20 protein-coding genes and 1 pseudogene are annotated in these 17505 nt (G+C 34.2%); 17 read left to right on the top strand and 4 right to left on the bottom strand.

What is annotated here, in order from left to right:
* Window positions 1-27: 27 nt before the first annotated feature.
* Window positions 28-1470, bottom strand: coding sequence for a MocR-like pyridoxine biosynthesis transcription factor PdxR (pdxR, locus tag ABH961_RS20550; protein WP_098643031.1), 1443 nt, complete (start codon window positions 1468-1470; stop codon window positions 28-30).
* 124 nt (window positions 1471-1594) lie between these two features.
* Here pdxR and ABH961_RS20545 point away from each other — a divergent pair, with 124 nt between their 5' ends.
* Window positions 1595-2506 carry a DMT family transporter gene (locus tag ABH961_RS20545; RefSeq protein WP_098643032.1) on the top strand — a complete coding sequence of 304 codons (912 nt, stop codon included), beginning with the start codon at window positions 1595-1597 and terminating at the stop codon, window positions 2504-2506.
* Between the two features lie 18 nt (window positions 2507-2524).
* On the opposite strand, the gene ABH961_RS20540 is transcribed toward ABH961_RS20545, so the two are convergent.
* Window positions 2525-2992 (bottom strand): NUDIX hydrolase, encoded by a 468-nt coding sequence (locus ABH961_RS20540; RefSeq protein WP_098643033.1) that lies wholly within the window; start codon window positions 2990-2992, stop codon window positions 2525-2527.
* Between the two features lie 91 nt (window positions 2993-3083).
* On the opposite strand from ABH961_RS20540, the gene ABH961_RS20535 reads away from it, so the two are divergent.
* The 10 genes from ABH961_RS20535 (at window position 3084) to ABH961_RS20490 (ending at window position 11248) form a co-directional block, all read left to right on the top strand.
* On the top strand, window positions 3084-3485 hold the full coding sequence (locus ABH961_RS20535; RefSeq protein WP_098643034.1) for a DUF3980 domain-containing protein: 402 nt from the start codon (window positions 3084-3086) through the stop codon (window positions 3483-3485).
* 17 nt (window positions 3486-3502) lie between these two features.
* A complete protein-coding gene (locus ABH961_RS20530) occupies window positions 3503-3973 on the top strand; it encodes a GNAT family N-acetyltransferase (RefSeq protein ID WP_404519893.1) in 471 nt (156 codons plus the stop codon).
* 48 nt (window positions 3974-4021) lie between these two features.
* A complete protein-coding gene (locus tag ABH961_RS20525) occupies window positions 4022-4912 on the top strand; it encodes an AraC family transcriptional regulator (protein WP_404519891.1) in 891 nt (296 codons plus the stop codon).
* A gap of 24 nt (window positions 4913-4936) precedes the next feature.
* Complete coding sequence (locus ABH961_RS20520; RefSeq protein WP_404519889.1) at window positions 4937-5884, top strand: serine hydrolase domain-containing protein; 948 nt, start codon at window positions 4937-4939, stop codon at window positions 5882-5884.
* Between the two features lie 208 nt (window positions 5885-6092).
* The gene (locus tag ABH961_RS20515; RefSeq protein WP_098222120.1) at window positions 6093-6461 is read left to right on the top strand and encodes a hypothetical protein; all 369 of its coding nucleotides are present in this window, start codon (window positions 6093-6095) and stop codon (window positions 6459-6461) included.
* A gap of 65 nt (window positions 6462-6526) precedes the next feature.
* Window positions 6527-7612 (top strand): FtsX-like permease family protein, encoded by a 1086-nt coding sequence (locus ABH961_RS20510; RefSeq protein WP_098222123.1) that lies wholly within the window; start codon window positions 6527-6529, stop codon window positions 7610-7612.
* A gap of 2 nt (window positions 7613-7614) precedes the next feature.
* Window positions 7615-8880, top strand: coding sequence for an ABC transporter permease (locus tag ABH961_RS20505; RefSeq protein WP_176519579.1), 1266 nt, complete (start codon window positions 7615-7617; stop codon window positions 8878-8880).
* Window positions 8880-9551 carry an ABC transporter ATP-binding protein gene (locus tag ABH961_RS20500; RefSeq protein WP_098048449.1) on the top strand — a complete coding sequence of 224 codons (672 nt, stop codon included), beginning with the start codon at window positions 8880-8882 and terminating at the stop codon, window positions 9549-9551. The genes ABH961_RS20505 and ABH961_RS20500 overlap by 1 nt, the downstream gene beginning before the upstream one ends.
* Window positions 9552-9736: 185 nt before the next feature.
* Window positions 9737-10762 (top strand): SDR family oxidoreductase, encoded by a 1026-nt coding sequence (locus ABH961_RS20495; protein WP_098079324.1) that lies wholly within the window; start codon window positions 9737-9739, stop codon window positions 10760-10762.
* Window positions 10763-10816: 54 nt separating this feature from the next.
* Complete coding sequence (locus ABH961_RS20490) at window positions 10817-11248, top strand: SMI1/KNR4 family protein (protein WP_404519925.1); 432 nt, start codon at window positions 10817-10819, stop codon at window positions 11246-11248.
* 63 nt (window positions 11249-11311) lie between these two features.
* On the opposite strand, the pseudogene ABH961_RS30095 reads toward ABH961_RS20490, so the two are convergent.
* A pseudogene (locus ABH961_RS30095) lies at window positions 11312-11398 on the bottom strand (DUF4240 domain-containing protein); the annotation flags it as partial.
* A gap of 305 nt (window positions 11399-11703) precedes the next feature.
* Here ABH961_RS30095 and ABH961_RS20480 point away from each other — a divergent pair.
* The 6 genes from ABH961_RS20480 to ABH961_RS20455 all read left to right on the top strand — a co-directional run bounded on the left by ABH961_RS20480 (window position 11704) and on the right by ABH961_RS20455 (window position 15373).
* A complete protein-coding gene (locus tag ABH961_RS20480; protein WP_001167593.1) occupies window positions 11704-12093 on the top strand; it encodes a GntR family transcriptional regulator in 390 nt (129 codons plus the stop codon).
* Complete coding sequence (locus tag ABH961_RS20475) at window positions 12081-12941, top strand: ABC transporter ATP-binding protein (RefSeq protein WP_048547723.1); 861 nt, start codon at window positions 12081-12083, stop codon at window positions 12939-12941. The genes ABH961_RS20480 and ABH961_RS20475 overlap by 13 nt, the downstream gene beginning before the upstream one ends.
* Complete coding sequence (locus tag ABH961_RS20470) at window positions 12941-13558, top strand: ABC-2 transporter permease (protein WP_404519886.1); 618 nt, start codon at window positions 12941-12943, stop codon at window positions 13556-13558. The genes ABH961_RS20475 and ABH961_RS20470 overlap by 1 nt, the downstream gene beginning before the upstream one ends.
* Before the next feature lie 29 nt (window positions 13559-13587).
* Window positions 13588-13881, top strand: coding sequence for a YfzA family protein (locus ABH961_RS20465; protein ID WP_048547721.1), 294 nt, complete (start codon window positions 13588-13590; stop codon window positions 13879-13881).
* A 358-nt stretch (window positions 13882-14239) separates the two neighbouring features.
* Window positions 14240-14707: an NUDIX hydrolase gene (locus ABH961_RS20460; RefSeq protein ID WP_000366240.1), complete on the top strand. Its 468-nt coding sequence runs from the start codon at window positions 14240-14242 to the stop codon at window positions 14705-14707.
* A gap of 21 nt (window positions 14708-14728) precedes the next feature.
* The gene (locus ABH961_RS20455) at window positions 14729-15373 is read left to right on the top strand and encodes a hypothetical protein (RefSeq protein WP_000679153.1); all 645 of its coding nucleotides are present in this window, start codon (window positions 14729-14731) and stop codon (window positions 15371-15373) included.
* Window positions 15374-15418: 45 nt separating this feature from the next.
* On the opposite strand, the gene ABH961_RS20450 is transcribed toward ABH961_RS20455, so the two are convergent.
* A complete protein-coding gene (locus ABH961_RS20450; RefSeq protein WP_048547720.1) occupies window positions 15419-17362 on the bottom strand; it encodes an elongation factor G in 1944 nt (647 codons plus the stop codon).
* Between the last annotated feature and the right edge of the window lie 143 nt (window positions 17363-17505).

Raw genomic sequence — 17505 nt, 5'->3', positions numbered from 1 at the left:
TGTCAAACGAGAAAGCTTTATTTAAAGTTATTTTTCACATACCAAAATAGCCTCACGTAAACGAGAAATACCTTCCTCAATTTGATCAATATTCACTTTTCCATAAGATAAACGAATATAACCATCTTTCGCGCCGAAAATACTCCCAGGCATAAATGCAATTTCTTGTTTTAAACTTTGCATAATAAGTTGTTTTTCGTTTATCGGTTCTCTTAATTTTCCCCATATGTATATACCGCCGGTCGGGTTTGAAAAAGAGATTTTATCGTGAAGTTGCTCGTTTAGGGCCCGAACGATAACATCTCTTTTTTCTGCTAGTTGTTTTCGTAACGGTACGATATGAGACTGAAATGGTACAGTTTCGAAAAATTGTTGCATAAGCCACTGCGGGAAAATACTCATACCTAATTCCATTTGGTGTCTTGCGTCAGATAACCTTTCTACTACAGACTGCGGGGCGACAAGCCAGCCGACTCGTAAGCCTGGCGCAACCATTTTTGATAAAGAATGTACATAAATGACTGTTCCATTTTCATCAATCGATTTCAAAGTAGGGCAAGGTTGTTTCTTTTCTAGCGTAAGTAAGCTGGACGGATCATCTTCCACAATCGCAATTCGTAAGTCTGCGCAAAGTGATAATAGTTTTTTTCTACGGTTTGGATGAAGCATTGTGCCCGTAGGATTTTGGAAGTTTGGATTTAAAAATATCATTTTAATACGGTGCTTTCTATATAACTCTTGCACATCGTCTGGGTTAATACCGTGTTCATCGACAGGTAATGGGAAAATACGAATACCTGCTGATTGGAATAACGGTAAGGAATAACAGTGTGAAGGGCTTTCGAAAGCAACTGCATCACCGGGATTTAATAAACATTGAACGATAAGGTGAAGTGCTTGCTGTGCGCCAGATGTAATCATTATGGATTGTTCAGTCGCTTCAACTTTTAAATATTCTTTCATATATTTTACGACCGCTTGTCTTAGCGGGAGATAGCCTTGCGGATGATCATAACTTAATGAATGCGTTAACGGTTGTTCTCGTAAAATTGTCTGTAGTTGATCGTGAGGATAAAGGTTACAACCGAGCTCGCCGTTTGCGAAATCAATGATATTTTCATTTTGTTGTACTTCTGCCCGAATATGGCGAAGTAACGGTAAGTTTGGTAAAAAAGTACCACCTTCTACGAAATTTCTCCAATTCGGAGTTAATGTTGGAGAAACGCCCCACATATGTGTACTTACACGTGTCCCTTTACCAGTCGTACTTTCCACAATCCCCATAGCACGTAGTTCATTATAAGCAGTCGTTACCGTACTTCGGTTTACATTTAACTGCGTAGCTAATTTCCGTTCGGAAGGGAGGAAGCTTCCAGGAGGAAGTTCTCCGTATGTAATACGTTTCTCAATAAAGTCAACTACTTGCTGATAAATTGGGATTTTACTGTCGTTATCTAGCTTCCATTCCATACAAACGCCTCCGCATCTCTTATATACATTAAGTATAACAAATTGGCTGGGGAAAAAAACAGCCAATTGGACGGTGCTATATCCAGCCAATTTTACTATGCTAAATATGGAAGGGGAGATTCGGATGAAACGATGGCAAATGGAGTGGCTCCTAGTATCAGTAGCATTAGTATGGGGAGCGAATTATACAATTGGAAAGTATGGCGTGGCATATATGTCATCCATTCAATTTAATAGTTTACGATTTTTAGTAGCATCTCCGGTATTATTACTTATTACATTTTTAATGGAACGCTCATTACGTATTGAAAGAAAAGATTGGTTACGACTAGTAGCAGTCGGTATCGTTGGTACGGCAATGTATCAAACGATGTTTATGCTATCTGTGAAATATACTTCAGCAACGAACGCCTCATTATTAATTGCGATGTCACCTATTTTTACAGGGATATTAGCAGTATTGCACAAACAAGAACGTTTTTCGATGAAAGTACAAATAGGTTCAATAATAGCGTTTATTGGTGCAGCATTCGTTTTATTAACAGGACATACAGGAGGAGCTACTTACGAATATGCGTGGCTCGGAAATGTAATTGGATTAGTCGCAGCAATTGCGTGGGGATGGTATCCAATATTAGCGCAACCTCTTATTACAAAATACTCCGCAATGAGGGTCACATCATGGTCTACTTTAATTGGAATTGTACCTCTCGTTATATACTGTTTATTCAACGTAAATACATTAACGTGGCCAGTAGATACGCCAAGCTGGGGATCACTAGCATATTCAATCGTCTTTGCGACCATATTTGGGCTAGCAATGTGGTATGTTGGCATTAGTCAAATAGGTTCAACGAAAGTAATGGTTTATATGTATCTCGTACCATTGTTTGCAGTGATCTTTGCGGCAGTAACCATTGGAGAGCAAATTAATTTGATGCAACTAGTTGGCGGGCTTATTATCTTCATCGGTTTATATGTTGTAAAAAAAGGTGGAATCAAAAAGCCAGCTCTCAATTTGAAAAAAGTAAGTTAACAATAAAAAGGATCTCTTTCATATAGAAGGAGATCCTTTTTGTTTTTGTAATAAAAGCGCTTGTTCAATGGCCCATTTTTGATGATCGTGTATGAGAAGCTCTATAGCATGCAATGGAGACATCCACCTTAGAACATGATCCTCCTCACAGTTTTCAGTTTGTTTCTGCACCATATTCGCAATATAAAAAAATCCATCGTTTAAATAATATATATCTTCCTTTTCTGCATAAAAATATCGAGCCGCATTACCGATATACTGATCAATTTTAATTGCCCATCCTAATTCCTCTAGTAGCTCATGGTGCAAACATTCTTCTTTTGTTTCAGTACCTTCTATACCGCCGCCGGGTAAAAAGTAGCGTTCTCCTTTTTGGATAACAGCAATCTTTGAAGAAGTTGAGTTGAAAATAATTGCATAACAACTAGGTCGTAATACATATTGCTCAGTAGGCTTTTTATAACCAAAAGTAAGTTTAGATATCATAAAACACGTCACCTCTCTATAAAATACATAAAAGTAATAATAAGGTAAAAAATGTATAAGTATAATCTTACGAGATTGGAGTGATAACAAAATGATAAATCGAAAGTGTACGCGCTGTAAAGAAATTACAGGTACATTGCACGGTGGTAAAAAAATTAAGGAAGAATTTCTATGTGAGGACTGTTTGCAAAAAGGAATTGCAAGCGGGGAAATCGAATTATCACAAGTGGAGCAAGAACAAACTTCGTATCTTTCTATAAAAATATTAAAAATAATGAGTGTGATTTATTTAATAGTATCTATTATAACCGCTATTTCTGCTGGAGCATTTATACAGGATCCAGGGCTTGGTGGAATATCCTTTTCAATAACAGGTGCAGTTGGTGTTATGATAATTGGATCGATATTCCAGTCTGTTCTTGTATTTTGCGGGATTTGGGTATTTATCCTTTTAGTAGAAACAGTCATTAAAATTTATGAAAAAATGAAGTGAGTGAGAGGGAGAAATATATGCGAGTTAGAAACATCCAAGGGGAAGATTATGTAAAGATTCATTCTGTTTTAAATGATTGGTGGGGCGGGAGAGATATGGCTAGTATGTTGCCAAAGCTGTTCTTCGTTCACTTTCAAGAAACGAGTTTTATCATTGAAGAAGAGGGAGAAACGTTAGGTTTTTTATGCGGATTTTTTTCACAAACATATAAAGATGAAGCATACGTTCATTTTATCGGAGTAAATCCGAAGTATAGAAGAAGAGGAATCGCATCGACATTGTATTCTTATTTCTTCGATGTAGCTCGTGCAAATAACCGTAAAGTTATAAAAGCAATCACGTCACCAGTAAATAAAAAATCGATACAGTTTCATAGGGAGATCGGCTTTCGAATTGAAGCTGGAGATGATGAGATAGAAGGTGTATCGGTACATACAAATTATGATGGGAATGGCGGTAGTAGAGTTTTATTTTTGAAACATGTGTAAAAGTAGGCTAGCGTGAAGTTAGCCTTTTTGTTGTGAGGAGGTATTAGTATGGAAAATAAACAAAGCAGAAATGAGTATATAAGACGCATACATACAGTTCAAGATTATATAGAATTAAACATAAATAGTTCACTATCTATTGAAGAGCTAGCCGAGGTAGCAGGATTTTCAAAGTTTCATTTTCATCGGATTTTTAAAGGGATCGTAGACGAGCCATTATCACGGTATGTAAACCGATTGAAGTTAGAAAGGGCAACGAATCTACTTACATATCGCACAGATATGACGATTACGGATATCGCTTACCATTTTGGCTTTACAGATTCAGCAGTTTTCTCTCGAACATTTAAAAGTCATTACGGAATAAGTCCATCTCATTATCGAAACGACAATAGCAAGAATTGCAAAGACGTAAGCAGAGCTTCTCAATACAATGAATGTAAGAAGGTTCGAGGTAATGTTGAAATTGTAATAGCGAACGATATAAACGTCGCATACATAAGACATATCGGTACATATGAGGAGTTAACTATAGCTTTTCCTGAAATGATAGAGAAATTATTTTATTACGCATCGAAGCAAAACTATCATGTATTTGAGGATACGAAAGTATTAACCATTTACCACGATCATCATGAATTTACTGAGGACTATCATTTAAGAACAAGTTTATGTATAACAATTCCGGATGCGTCTGCAGTAAAAACGAGTGATATTGGAATAATGGTAATACCTTCTGGAAAGTATGCAGTAGGGCATTTTGAAATATTCCAAGATGAATATAAAGGAGCATGGGATTTCTTATACGGTGAGTGGCTTCCAAATAGCGGATATAAACCGAGAGATTCGTATCCTTTTGAAGTATATAGAAATAATCCCAATCAGCATCCCGAAGATAAACATATAGTTGATATATATGTACCTATCGAACCTTTTTAATCATAGGTTAAAGGGGAAAGAATAATGAAAACTGCTGAAAAGTTAGATCAGATTATACAAGAAGAATATGAAAATATGAATGGTATGTTAGTAGTACAGAAAGGTAATGTTATTTTTGAAAAATATTATAACGGCCACGGATTAGATGATGCACTTCATGTAGCATCAGTTACAAAAACGATAATCTCTGCGCTAATTGGGATATGTATAGATAAGGGTTATATAAAAAGTGTTGATCAAAAAGTAATAGAGTTTTTTTCAGAATATAAATGTAAGGTGTCTGAAGCAACAGTGGGACACCTCCTTACAATGACAGCACCATATCCTTTTGTAGACTGGCAGGAACCGTTAGAAGAACTATGTACACAAGAGGATTGGATAAAGTATACATTAAATAGGATTGGACAAGGCGGAGAAATTGGGACTTTTAAATATTCATCTGCAGGAGCGCATGTACTATCAGCAATTATTACGAGCGCAACAGGAAAAAGTGCTCGTGAATTTGCAAACGAATACTTATTTCAGCCACTCGGCATGAGAGAAATTCCAAACTACAATATGAAAGCATTTGGATTCGATGACTTATTCGGAAAAGATGTAAAAGGATGGGTTCACGATCCAAACGATATTTCGACGGGCGGATGGGGACTAACGTTAACGGTTAGGGATATGGCTAAGTTTGGACAGATGTATTTGAATGAAGGTATTCATAATGGAAAACAAATACTATCAAAATCATGGATAAAAGAATCGACAGAAATGAACCAAAATCAATATGGTTACTTATGGTGGTTACGAGAAGAGGATGGAATCTTTTCATACTGTGCAATGGGCGATGGTGGGAATGTGATTTGTTGTATTCCGGAGAGGGAATTGGTGGTGGTGATTGCCTCTGAAATTATACCGAATGCAGGGGATAGATGGGAATTGATTGTGAAATATATTCTTCCTTGTATACGGTCAAATAAATAATTTTAGTAAAAAGATGGTGTGAATTGGAGTTTCATACCATCTTTTTGTTTTATGACGGAAAGTTCAGGGGAATGTAAGGGTTGTGTTAATAAATTTTAAAATTAGGAATTAATGATATAAGATTATTTTTTTTATGTATAATGAGGACAAGGCCTGAAAATACTTAAATATTTAAGTGAATATATTAAACAAGGGAGATTGAGTTTATATGAAAAACTTACTTCAAAAAACTTTAGCTACAACAGGGCTAACTGCTTGTTTATTAGGTATGGTTTCTTCTGTTTCATTTGCTTCGATTAGTTGTGATTCTTATGGAAAATGGGATGGAAGCGGAGGAAAAGCTACAGGATACGCCTACACTGCGCAAAAAAATGAACCTCATTTTTACAAGATGACTGTAAGAGCTAGCTTTGATGATGGGTCTTCTAAAGAGGCATCACGGGATAATGCTAAAATTACAGATCGTGTGGACGTTAAAGTTTCATCCAGAGGGCCAATTACCACAGGTTATTCGGGTCATGAATGGATAATGAAAGGTGATAATGCATACACCTCAAAGGAAATGAAAATTAAATAAAAATCAACAAAAACCGTGAAAAAGGATAAATACCTTTTTCGCGGTTTTTAAAATGAGGAGGATATATGAATCTAGTATTAAAAGAAATAGCGGTGAACAAAGCAATATTCATTATGTTATTTATTGGATTTGTATTGACAATATGGCCAATCCTGATCGCAATGTCGACGCGAGATTATTATGATGAGAAATTTTATGATAGTAAAAATGGTTATTTTAATTATTACTATTCTGTTCAACTGACTAATATGGGGGAAATCAATTTCGAACAATTTCAGACGCTAGTAGAATCTGATTTTAAAAACGCTAGTGTTATTACAAATGATATTCGTACTACTATTCCAGGTATCGGTCACGTAACAATTAATGGTCTACTTAATAAAAATTGGTCTCCACCTTTGCTAAAAGGTTCACAGATGGAACAAGATGAGGAAAATAGTGTAATAGTGGGGAAGAAAATTTATAAGGATATGGAAACAATAAAATTATTTAATAAGGAATATACAGTTAAAGGCGTAGCTGGAGCAAGTACTGGATATGAGTATAATATTAAAATTTACATCTCTCTAAATGACATGCCAGATGAAGTGAAACAAATGATACAAAATGAAAATACATTTCAAATGATCGTTCGTTCTAACGAAAACCCTAAAAAGGAGATAGATACCTTCATAGAGCATATGAAGCAGAACAATAAAGATATAAATGCCAAAGTGATAAGTGAAAAAGAGAATTTTGAGAAAGACAAAAACTCAAGTAAAGCCGTGAAAGAGTTACTTAGTTTTCCATATAGGCTTTTTTGTATAGCTTTAATTACCAGTATAATAGTAAGTTATTATTGGATATATACGAAGAACAAAAGTCTGTCGCTAAGGAAAGCTTTGGGAGCAAGTAATGTAAATCTTTTTATTTTTATATTTAGTCAATTATTCTTATGTGCAATTACTGCATCAGCCTGTGCAATATGCATACAATGGATTTTTAGCACTTTGAGTAAAATTATTATAGAGTCTACAAGCTATAGCATTGGTTTACAGTCTTCTCATATTACAATGTGTGTATTTCTTTCACTTTCTATAGCTTTTTTCCTCTCTGTTATACCATTTGTATATGTGCTTAAAAGTGAACCTGCTAAAGCCTTAAAGGGGTAAAAATGATGAGAATAAAAAGTGCGTTCCTAGCATTAAAAAAGAGATTTCTATTTTCAGTACTTCTGCTAATACAAATTACATTTGGATTAGCAACTATAACGAGTTCAATTAATGTATTTTATAATTTACACCATCTAAACGATAAATCCAGCTCAGTATTAAATGTGGATAAAACATATTTAGTTACTTTTGAAAGGACGACAGATAGGTTACAAAGCAATCAATTTAATAAAGAGCAAATTCAAGCGGTTTATAATACAATTCATCAAAATAAAGATGTGATTTCGTATGGTACATACGAGGAGAGTTTAATTGAAATAGAATCAAGTAATAGGCCACTTCAAAACAGTATGATTGCTGATTTGAAACATAAAACGTTTCACGATGAAAGACCTACTGTTCAAACAATTGTTGTAGATGAAAATTACTATAAATTGTTACATTTACCTTTAAAACCTGAAGAAGTCTTCTTGCATGAAGACTTTCAAAAAAATAGTGAAGACAAAACAAAGGTATTAATGGGTTCCTACTTTAAGAAATATTTTCAGGTTGGGGATACAATTAATAATCAATATACAATTATAGGCTTTTTGCCAGAGAATAAATTTATCGTAGATAATAATTCAACGAACGTATATTTGAAGTTGGATTACGCAATGATAATGCCTATGTCATTTGATAGATATGAAAACTATGAAGGAATGTTTTTAAGACTGCATCAAAGTACAGTTTTACATTTACAAAAAGATGCCGATATAAAGAAACTAGAAGAATCAATTCAACTTAAAGGAAACGGTGGTACGTTTCATTTGAAAAATTTAGGTGATGAAATAAATATAGATTTTACTCTTAACAGCTATTCTGAAATACCTCAACTTATAATAGGAATATTATTCATTCTATTCTCGATCGTCGGAATTGTAGTAACAACCATTGTTTCTATTTTGATGAGAAAGAGGGAATTTGGTATAAAAATAGTTTTTGGCGAAAGTAAATTTGGAATGTTTATTCAAATTGTTTTAGAAAACATTATTGTAGCAATAGTTGGCTTAGGGATGTCACTAGTTTACTTTTCATGGAGATATGGGAGGCTGTTGCAAATGTCAAAGGATTTTAAAGTAGCATCGGTATTAGACTTTAAATTGGATATGCCTATATTATTTTTAGTATTTCTATTCTTATTATTGATCATCGTTGTCTCAAATGTAATTGTCTTCTTATTTATTAGAAAGCTTGAACCGAAAACATTAATAGGTGGGATGGAATAATGAGTTTAGTTGTATTGAAAGACATTAAGAAGGTGTATAGCAACAAGAACCACAATACGTTCGCGTTAAACGGTATAAACTTAACGATAAATAAGGGGGAAATTATAGCGATAATGGGGCGATCAGGCTCAGGAAAAAGTACCCTATTAAATGTTATAGGATTAATTGATATGCCAAATGAGGGTGAATATACGTTAAATGAAAAAACATTAACTGAAATTAGAGCAAATCAAGTTCATAAAACAAGAAATGAAATGATCGGATTTGTTTTTCAATATTTTGCACTGTTAAAAGAACATACTGTACTGGATAATGTGGCACTACCGCTAACGTATAGAAAACTAAAGCAACGTGAAAGAGAGAATAAGGCGAAGTTCTATTTAGAAAAAGTAGGGTTAAAAGAACAAATGTATAAAACACCGGATGAGTTATCAGGTGGGCAGCAGCAGCGAGTCGCAATTGCAAGAGCGTTAGTAGGTGAACCAGAATTAATATTGGCAGATGAACCGACAGGGAATTTAGATAGAAAAACCGGAGAAGAAATTATGAATCTACTATTACAACTGAATGAAGAAGGACGAACGATTATTATTGTAACTCATGATATTGAGGTAGCGAATAAGTGTAATAGAATTATTGAGTTAGTTGATGGGGAAGTTGTGCGGAGTTAAAAATTCAACTAAGATACATCAAAACAATTGTTTTTTATTTAAGAATCAATGTTGATTTATTTTTCAAAATGGATTCTATTTTTGTTTGTAGAATTAAAATAAAACAACAAATCCACCGTAACTTTTCACACTAAAAAATCGTTAAACATATAGAAAAGGTTTTTAATCATGAATGGGGGAGAACTATGAAGATTCTAATTCTAGGTGGTACACGTTTTTTAGGAAGAGCTTATGTAGAGGAGGCGTTGAAAAGGGGACATGACGTTACATTATTCAATCGCGGAACAAACAATGAAATTTTCCCTGAAGTGGAGCAGCTTATCGGTGACAGAAATGGTGATGTATCAAGTTTAGAAAATCGAAAATGGGATGTTGTCGTGGACACATGTGGGTTTTCTCCGCATCACATTCGGAATATTGGAGATGTCTTAAAAGATAATATAAAACATTATATATTCATCTCAAGCCTTTCCGTATATAAGGATTGGATCCCGCATGACATAAAAGAAGACTATATATTACAACCTGAACCAACGGAAGAGCAAATAAAGGCTGTAGAGAATGGTGAAATATCTTATTATGAGCATTATGGTGCACTAAAAGTATTATGTGAAAAAGAAGCAGAGAAATATTGGCCGGGGCGTGTTTTACACGTAAGAGCAGGACTTCTTTCAGGAATGTTCGATTATACAGATCGACTTCCATACTGGATCGGGCGTGTAGCAAAAGGAGGTAAAGTGTTAGTTCCAGGAAGAAAAGACCGTCCAGTACAGATAGTTGATATAAAAGACGTCGCAAACTGGGGACTAAACATGGCAGAAAACAATAAAGCAGGTACATTCAATGTAACAGGTCCGAACTATGAATTGACGATGGAAGAGCTATTAAATACGTGTAAAAAGGTTACGAATAGTGATGCTGCATTCGTTTGGATAGATGAATCGTTTATGAATGAACATAAAGTGCAGCCTTGGACAGATATGCCTTTATGGCTTCCTGAAACTTTTTCATTAGAAGGTGAGACGAAGCCGTGGAAAGGTGGTTTTTCTATTAGTATTGAAAGTGCTGTTAAAGAAGGACTTACTTTTAGGAGGTTAAAACATACAGTTACAGATGTGTATGAGTGGATAAAGAGTGTGGATGAATTGGAATTAAAAGCAGGTATTTCAGGTGAGAGGGAGAAAGATTTGTTAGAAAATTGGTATCAATAAATTTAGATGAGCCCTTTGAATATACTTGATTGCACATAAGGAGGAGTAAAGGTGATGTGGAAAAATACCATTCACAGTATCTCACCAAACTTAAGTTTGAAAAAAACAGCTACGAAGGATGAACTCGCTGAAGTTCACAAAAATTTGCAGGTGGAGTTACCAAATGATTTAAATCAATTATTACAGGAAACAAACGGTGTAGAAGGTGAATACGGGGATTTTATATGGTCTACTTCAAAAATTAAAACTGAAAATATGAATATGAGAAATATAGTTGATTTCAAGGATTTATATATGCCTTTTGACTGTTTATTATTTTTTGCTGATGGCGGAAATGGTGATTTGTTTGGTTATTCCATTTTGAACGGAATCGTGCAAAGAGACGATATATATGTATGGAATCATGAAAATGATAGTAGAACTTGGGTTGCTCCTTCGTTAGAAACGTTTATGAAGTGGTGGGAAAGTGGGAAGATAAAAATTTAAAAATAGTATCATGAAAAACGCCTTGTTACGAAAGAAACAAGGCGTTTTTGACAATCAACTAATCTACCAGTTTATGGGTTCTTCCCCGTACATGTCCCATAACTTAGGAAACATCTTTTTTAATTCTTCTTCGTCATCTGCATCCCAGTCTAACTTGATATCAACTTCCTCAGATTGTTCTTCTATTTCAAACTCTTTTGCTTTCACACTACCAGCTGTGCCAATTTCTCCGTAAACACAACGTAGTCTTTATACCGCATTAGATAGCAGTAAGACCTCCACCTCAAAATCGAGCAAATACGAGGAAGACTGGGATAAATAAGTTGTATGAATTACATGTATTATTAGATTGTGTTCGTGACTATATTTTGGAAATTTTCTGTTGATTTACAATGTACGATAGTATATATTGTATATAAAGTATATATACAATATTTTTAAAAAGAGGTATTTGCATGCAAATCGTTATTACGAACACTTCAAAGGAACCTATTTATGAACAAATTGGTGTCCAAATAAAAAAACTTATTTTACTAGGTGATTTAAAGCAAGGAGATGCTCTTCCTTCAATGCGTCAGTTAGCAAAAGATTTAAGAGTAAGTATTATTACAACGAAAAGAGCATATGAAGAACTGGAAAAAGACGGTTTTATTTATTCAATTGTCGGAAGGGGGTCCTTTGTAGCGGAACAAAACATTGAAACTATGAAAGAAAAAAAATTAAAGACAGTTGAAGAAAAGTTGTGTGAAGCGATTCAAAATGCTAAACAAATGGATGTTTCTTTAAATGATCTAAAAGAAATGCTTACAATTTTATACGAGGAGGAAAACTCTTGGAAAACGTAATAGAACTTCAAAATGTCAGTAAATCTTTTAAAGGATTTCAAATTAAAAATTTTTCGATGGAAGTAAAAAAAGGATTTGTTACGGGTTTTATTGGGGGAAATGGATCAGGTAAATCTACAACGATTAAAATGATTATGAATCTAATGAACCCGGATAGTGGAAATGTCTCCTTATTTGGCATGAACTATTCGACTGATGCGAAGCGAATTAAAGAAAGAATTGGTTTCGTTTATGACGATAATGTGTTTTATGAAGAACTCACATTAAAGGAAATTACTAAAATTATTGCGCCTGCTTATAAAAAATGGGATTTTAACCAATTTACATATTATAAAGATCTGTTCGAATTACCATTAAATAAAAAAATGAAAACATTCTCCAAAGGAATGAAAATGAAAGCCTCTCTTGCAATTGCTCTTTCACATCATGCTGAACTAATTATTATGGATGAGCCTACTTCCGGACTCGATCCGGTATTTAGAAGAGAATTATTGGATGTTTTACAAAATATTATGCAGGATGGTGAGAAAACTATCTTTTTCTCATCTCATATTACAACGGATTTAGACCGCATTGCCGATTATATTACATTTATTCAAAATGGGAAGCATATTTTTACAAAAGATATTTATGCCATTGCAGAAGATTATATTTTGGTCAAAGGACCACTAGATATGTTAGATTTTGATACTGAGCGTGAATTTATATCTGTATGTAAGGCAAATACAGGTTTCGAGGGATTGATTGAAAATGTAAATTCTATCGAAACTTTATTTAATAAAGAAGTGGTGATTGAAAAACCAAGTTTAGAGGATATTATGTATTTCATGAAAAAGGGGGAGTCATGATGCTTAATTTAATTAAAAAGGATTTGATTTTACAAAAAACTTTTTTACCTGCTTATCTCTTATTTCTAGTTACCTATTTGTGGGCCGGCATGGATGTAGCATATGTCATAATCATTTGTAGTGCCGTTTTTGTAATTAACACATATCAATCTGATGATAAAGATAATGCTAATATTTTAGTAAACTCATTACCGTATACTAGGAAGGAAATTATAAGTTCAAAATACGTTGGAACCTTATTTTTTACAATAGTAATCATCCCATTTTGTTTAGTTGGAAAATATTTCATTTTAGACAGCATGGAATTTCAACTTTCCTTAGAAAGTTACATCCTAGGCTTCTTGGCAGTCATGCTGATTACTGCATTTTACATCCCATTTTTTGTTGCATTTAAAGTGAAAACACTTGTACCAGTTTTTATATTTTTATCTATTGTAGTTATATATTTAATGCGAAATACTCCATATTTATTAAATAAATATGCTAATGGCGTACTGACCTTTTTAAAAGAGATTTCAGATTTGAAATTATTTCTTATATTTGCTGTCATAGCAGTGGGGTGCTATGGGGTTTCATGGATATTATCTATTCGTATCTATCAGAACAAGGCTCTTTAATAGCAAGTTCTAAAAGGAGGATCATTTAAATGACATCAAAAAAAGGGCGTCCTATTCGAATACGAAATTGGCTGAAAACTCTTGGAGCATTTTTCGTTATGCAACTAATTTTTATCGTCCTTGATATGAATTCGTGGATACCGAACTTCAAGGAAGGAGGAGTTGGGGAGCGTCTCGTTAATGCAGAGTTCTTTACGGAATGGTTCGCTCCTTATAAAACAAAGCAATTTAACGTATTAACGGTAGTTATGGCTATTTTACTATTCCTAAATGTATTAACAAGTGTAATAAAAGACGCTTTTTCTAGAAAAAAAATTAATTAGCACATAAGTTGACCTTGCATCTTTTTTAATAATGTCTTAACAATATTTAAAAACAACAGGGGAAAGATAAAAACTCCACTTATTGAAGTTTTACTCTATCTTTCACAACGATTTTCTAAAACTTATTTGATTTCTCAGTTTGCTGGATTAATAACGTTTCCATTCGTACCCCCATAATGTTTTTCTAGTGTGCCCTATGATTGTATCATATGTATATACCTGTAATGACAAAGGATAAGTCTAATTATCGGAAAGTTCGAAACTTATTGAATGGAATGAAAAAATAGTAATCTTATTTGTACAGCATATACATAATAGTTTTATAGCGATTTTGAAATAAAGTATAGGGGGCAATGGTATGGATCTAACATTTAAAGTTGAAGAAACATGTTTTAATTACCGCGTCGGAGCAATTTGTAAACTGGATAATAAAATACTTATTCTTCAAAACAAAGGGGAACATTATTGGTATGTACCAGGCGGAAGAGTGAAAATGCTAGAAAATAGTGAGGATGCGTTACAACGAGAACTTGCAGAAGAACTAGGTGTTCCTATTAAAGGGAAGAGATTAATATGGTCAGTAGAAAATTTCTTTACACTTTCTGAGCGAAAGTTTCATGAAATTAGTTTTTATTATGAAGTAGAGCTACATGAGTTACCTGCGAGTGGAGCGGATCAATATATTTTGGAAGAAGAGGGTAGAACGTATTTGTTTAGATGGGTGCCAGTAGAAGAACTGCATACATATAACTTACAGCCTGCATTTATAAAAGAGAAAGTAAAGGATGTATCAGTTCACACAGAACATATCGTATTACAAAAGTAAACGTATTCGGAGGAGAAAACGGTGAAGGGGACTAAAAAAGAGGTACATATAAATGACAAAGTAATTCGTTACACACATATCGAAAAAGGTTCTAGTACGGTTTGTTTTATGTTTTCAGGTTCAGGATACAATTATGATAAGCCGTTATTTTATTACGCAACGATGTTAATGCTTGAACATAAAATAGATGTTGTACATATTCATTATTCTTATGATGGACAATTAATGAATAAACCAATGGAAGAAGTAACGAAAGTAATGATGGATGATATTAATCCTGTAATAAATGAAGTATTAAAAGATGAGCAATACAACGAGACTATGTTTTTAGGGAAGTCACTCGGAACAATTCCGATTGCAAATGATTTAATGAAGAGAGAAGAATTCGCGCAGTCAAAAATGATACTACTTACACCTTTACTGACGTTTGATACAATTTTTGATTCTATCTTACATAGTCGACACGAAGGGTTTTTAGTTATTGGGGATAAAGATCACCAATACAATGCAGATCAAATTGATCAGTTATATAAAACGAATTTACAGATTGAAGTTGTCAAAAATGCAAATCATTCTGTAAATGTTGGGGGATATGAAACGGAAAATTCAATTGAGGCTATAGCGAAAATAATAGGAAAACTTAAAGAAGTTGTTAGGACAAACTAACCTATTAATACATGCAAAAGAGGTGCGAATTGCACCTCTTTTACTTTAATAAGCCTTCAAAACATGAAGTAAATAATCCTTACGATTCAGCGGATTATAATCAACACGTTTTCGAGTAGGGAAGGGAGCCATAAGTTTTGTGAAACCAGCTGGCTTCGTTGTAAATATGCCTTCTCCTTCTGTAAATGAATGTAGTATTCGTTTGAAACTCTCTGTTTTCGCAACAGGTAATGATCCTGTTAACTGATAAGAATTGTTATTGAATATAGGCTCTGCAAAAGTTGCTGGAACGGCAGCAAGTTTATACATTGCAGTACTAATTGCGTGCTCCGGTACAGTTAATTCAAATTCATTTACTGGTTCATATACATATGTTTCAGCTTGCTTTAAAGCATCCATTAATACGATCGGTGTCAAATTTCTAAAGTCACTCGCTGTTGTAACAGGACTAGCATAACCAGTATGTGTTAACGTGACCATAACATCTGTAACTTCCCAACCATATAAACCTTGTTTTAACGTTTGAAATACTGTATCTTCAATTGCTTTATGAAATGCTAAAGGCAATGAACCAAGCTCAACACCTAATTTATACGTTATGCCAGAGTTAAGGTCACCACGTTCAATTTTAAAACCAATTGTTGCGTAAAATGGATTCGCTTTTTCACCCATGACTTCAACGGAATTCCCAATGCCAATTGGCTTTTCAATACATACAACTCGCGTATTTGAGAAAGTAACCTGTAAGTTATATTTATCATAAAGTGTTGTTTCGATAACCTCTTTTTGTACTTCACCGAAAAGGCGAATATAAAGTTCATTATGAACATCATCTTTCCACACTTTAATGAGTGGATCTTCTTCACAGAGTTCCATAAGTGCAGCGTATAAATCATGAATTCGCTCTTTAGGTACCGCATCAATGGCAGCTTCCATTTGTGGTTCGGCAAAGTGAATATCTTTTATATAATCCGTACGTTCACCGATAATATCACCAATTTTAATATCATTCAGCCCCCACACTTTGCAAAATTCTCCGCTAGGAACGATAGAAGATTGAACAACATTCCCGTTATGAAATAGGCATGTTTTCTTAATCTTTTCTTTATGCCCCAGAACGTCCCCGCGCTTTATATCAACATATTTTCTTACGTGTAAACGACCAGAAAAAACTCTTACATAAGCAATCTTTTCTCCAGAAGGTTCACGTTCAATTTTAAACACAACACCGGATAATGGTTCCTCTGGTGCCGATGTAAGAGCTGGAATGAGAGCCGGAAGTTTTTCAAGAAGTTCTGTTACGCCCATACCAGTCATTGCTGAACCGAAAAAGATTGGATACACATTTGCTTGCTGTATTTGTTTTTCGAGTTCTTCTCTTAATAATACGTCCGGTACGATTTCATCATTTACATATGACGCAAGTAACGATTCATTATATGGTGCTAACAGTTCCATACAATCGTCATATGATTTGTATGGAATAATCCGGGCTTCTTTCGTTCCTTCGTTTTGGGCAGAGTAGAAAGGGAATGCTTCATTTGAAAGAATCTCTTTTATTTGTTTCATAACTTTTTCAGTGTTTGCGCCACTACGATCAATTTTATTAACGAATAAAATAGTCGGTATGTTTAGTTTCTGTAATGTTCGCATTAAAATTTTTGTTTGTGCTTGCACACCTTCAACGGCAGAGATAACTAAAATCGCACCGTCTAGAACGCGGAATGATCGCTCCACTTCAGCGATAAAATCAGCGTGTCCAGGTGTATCAATGACATTTACTTTTACAGCATCAATAAAGAAAGAAACGACAGATGCTTTAATCGTAATTCCGCGTTGTCTTTCTAATTCCATTGAGTCAGTTTGTGTATTACCACTATCTACTCGGCCAATTTCTTTAATCACATTCGTTTCATAAAGAATGCGCTCAGTCAAACTCGTCTTGCCAGCGTCTACGTGCGCGACAATCCCTATATTTATTGTTGTCATTTGTGAATATCCTCATTTCATTTTCCATTTTCAATTCCTCATTTCTATTTGTATATTGCCGCATTATCAATCACTCTCCAGTTCTTTAAATTAGTATTATTATAGTGCAATTAACATTATTTGTAACGCTACAAAGCGCCTTA

This window comes from Bacillus sp. RC251 (assembly GCF_044908765.1).
GTDB lineage: Bacteria > Bacillota > Bacilli > Bacillales > Bacillaceae_G > Bacillus_A > Bacillus_A wiedmannii.
The sequence above is the reverse complement of the archived record's forward strand: the minus strand, read 5'-3'. Positions and strand labels throughout refer to the sequence as shown.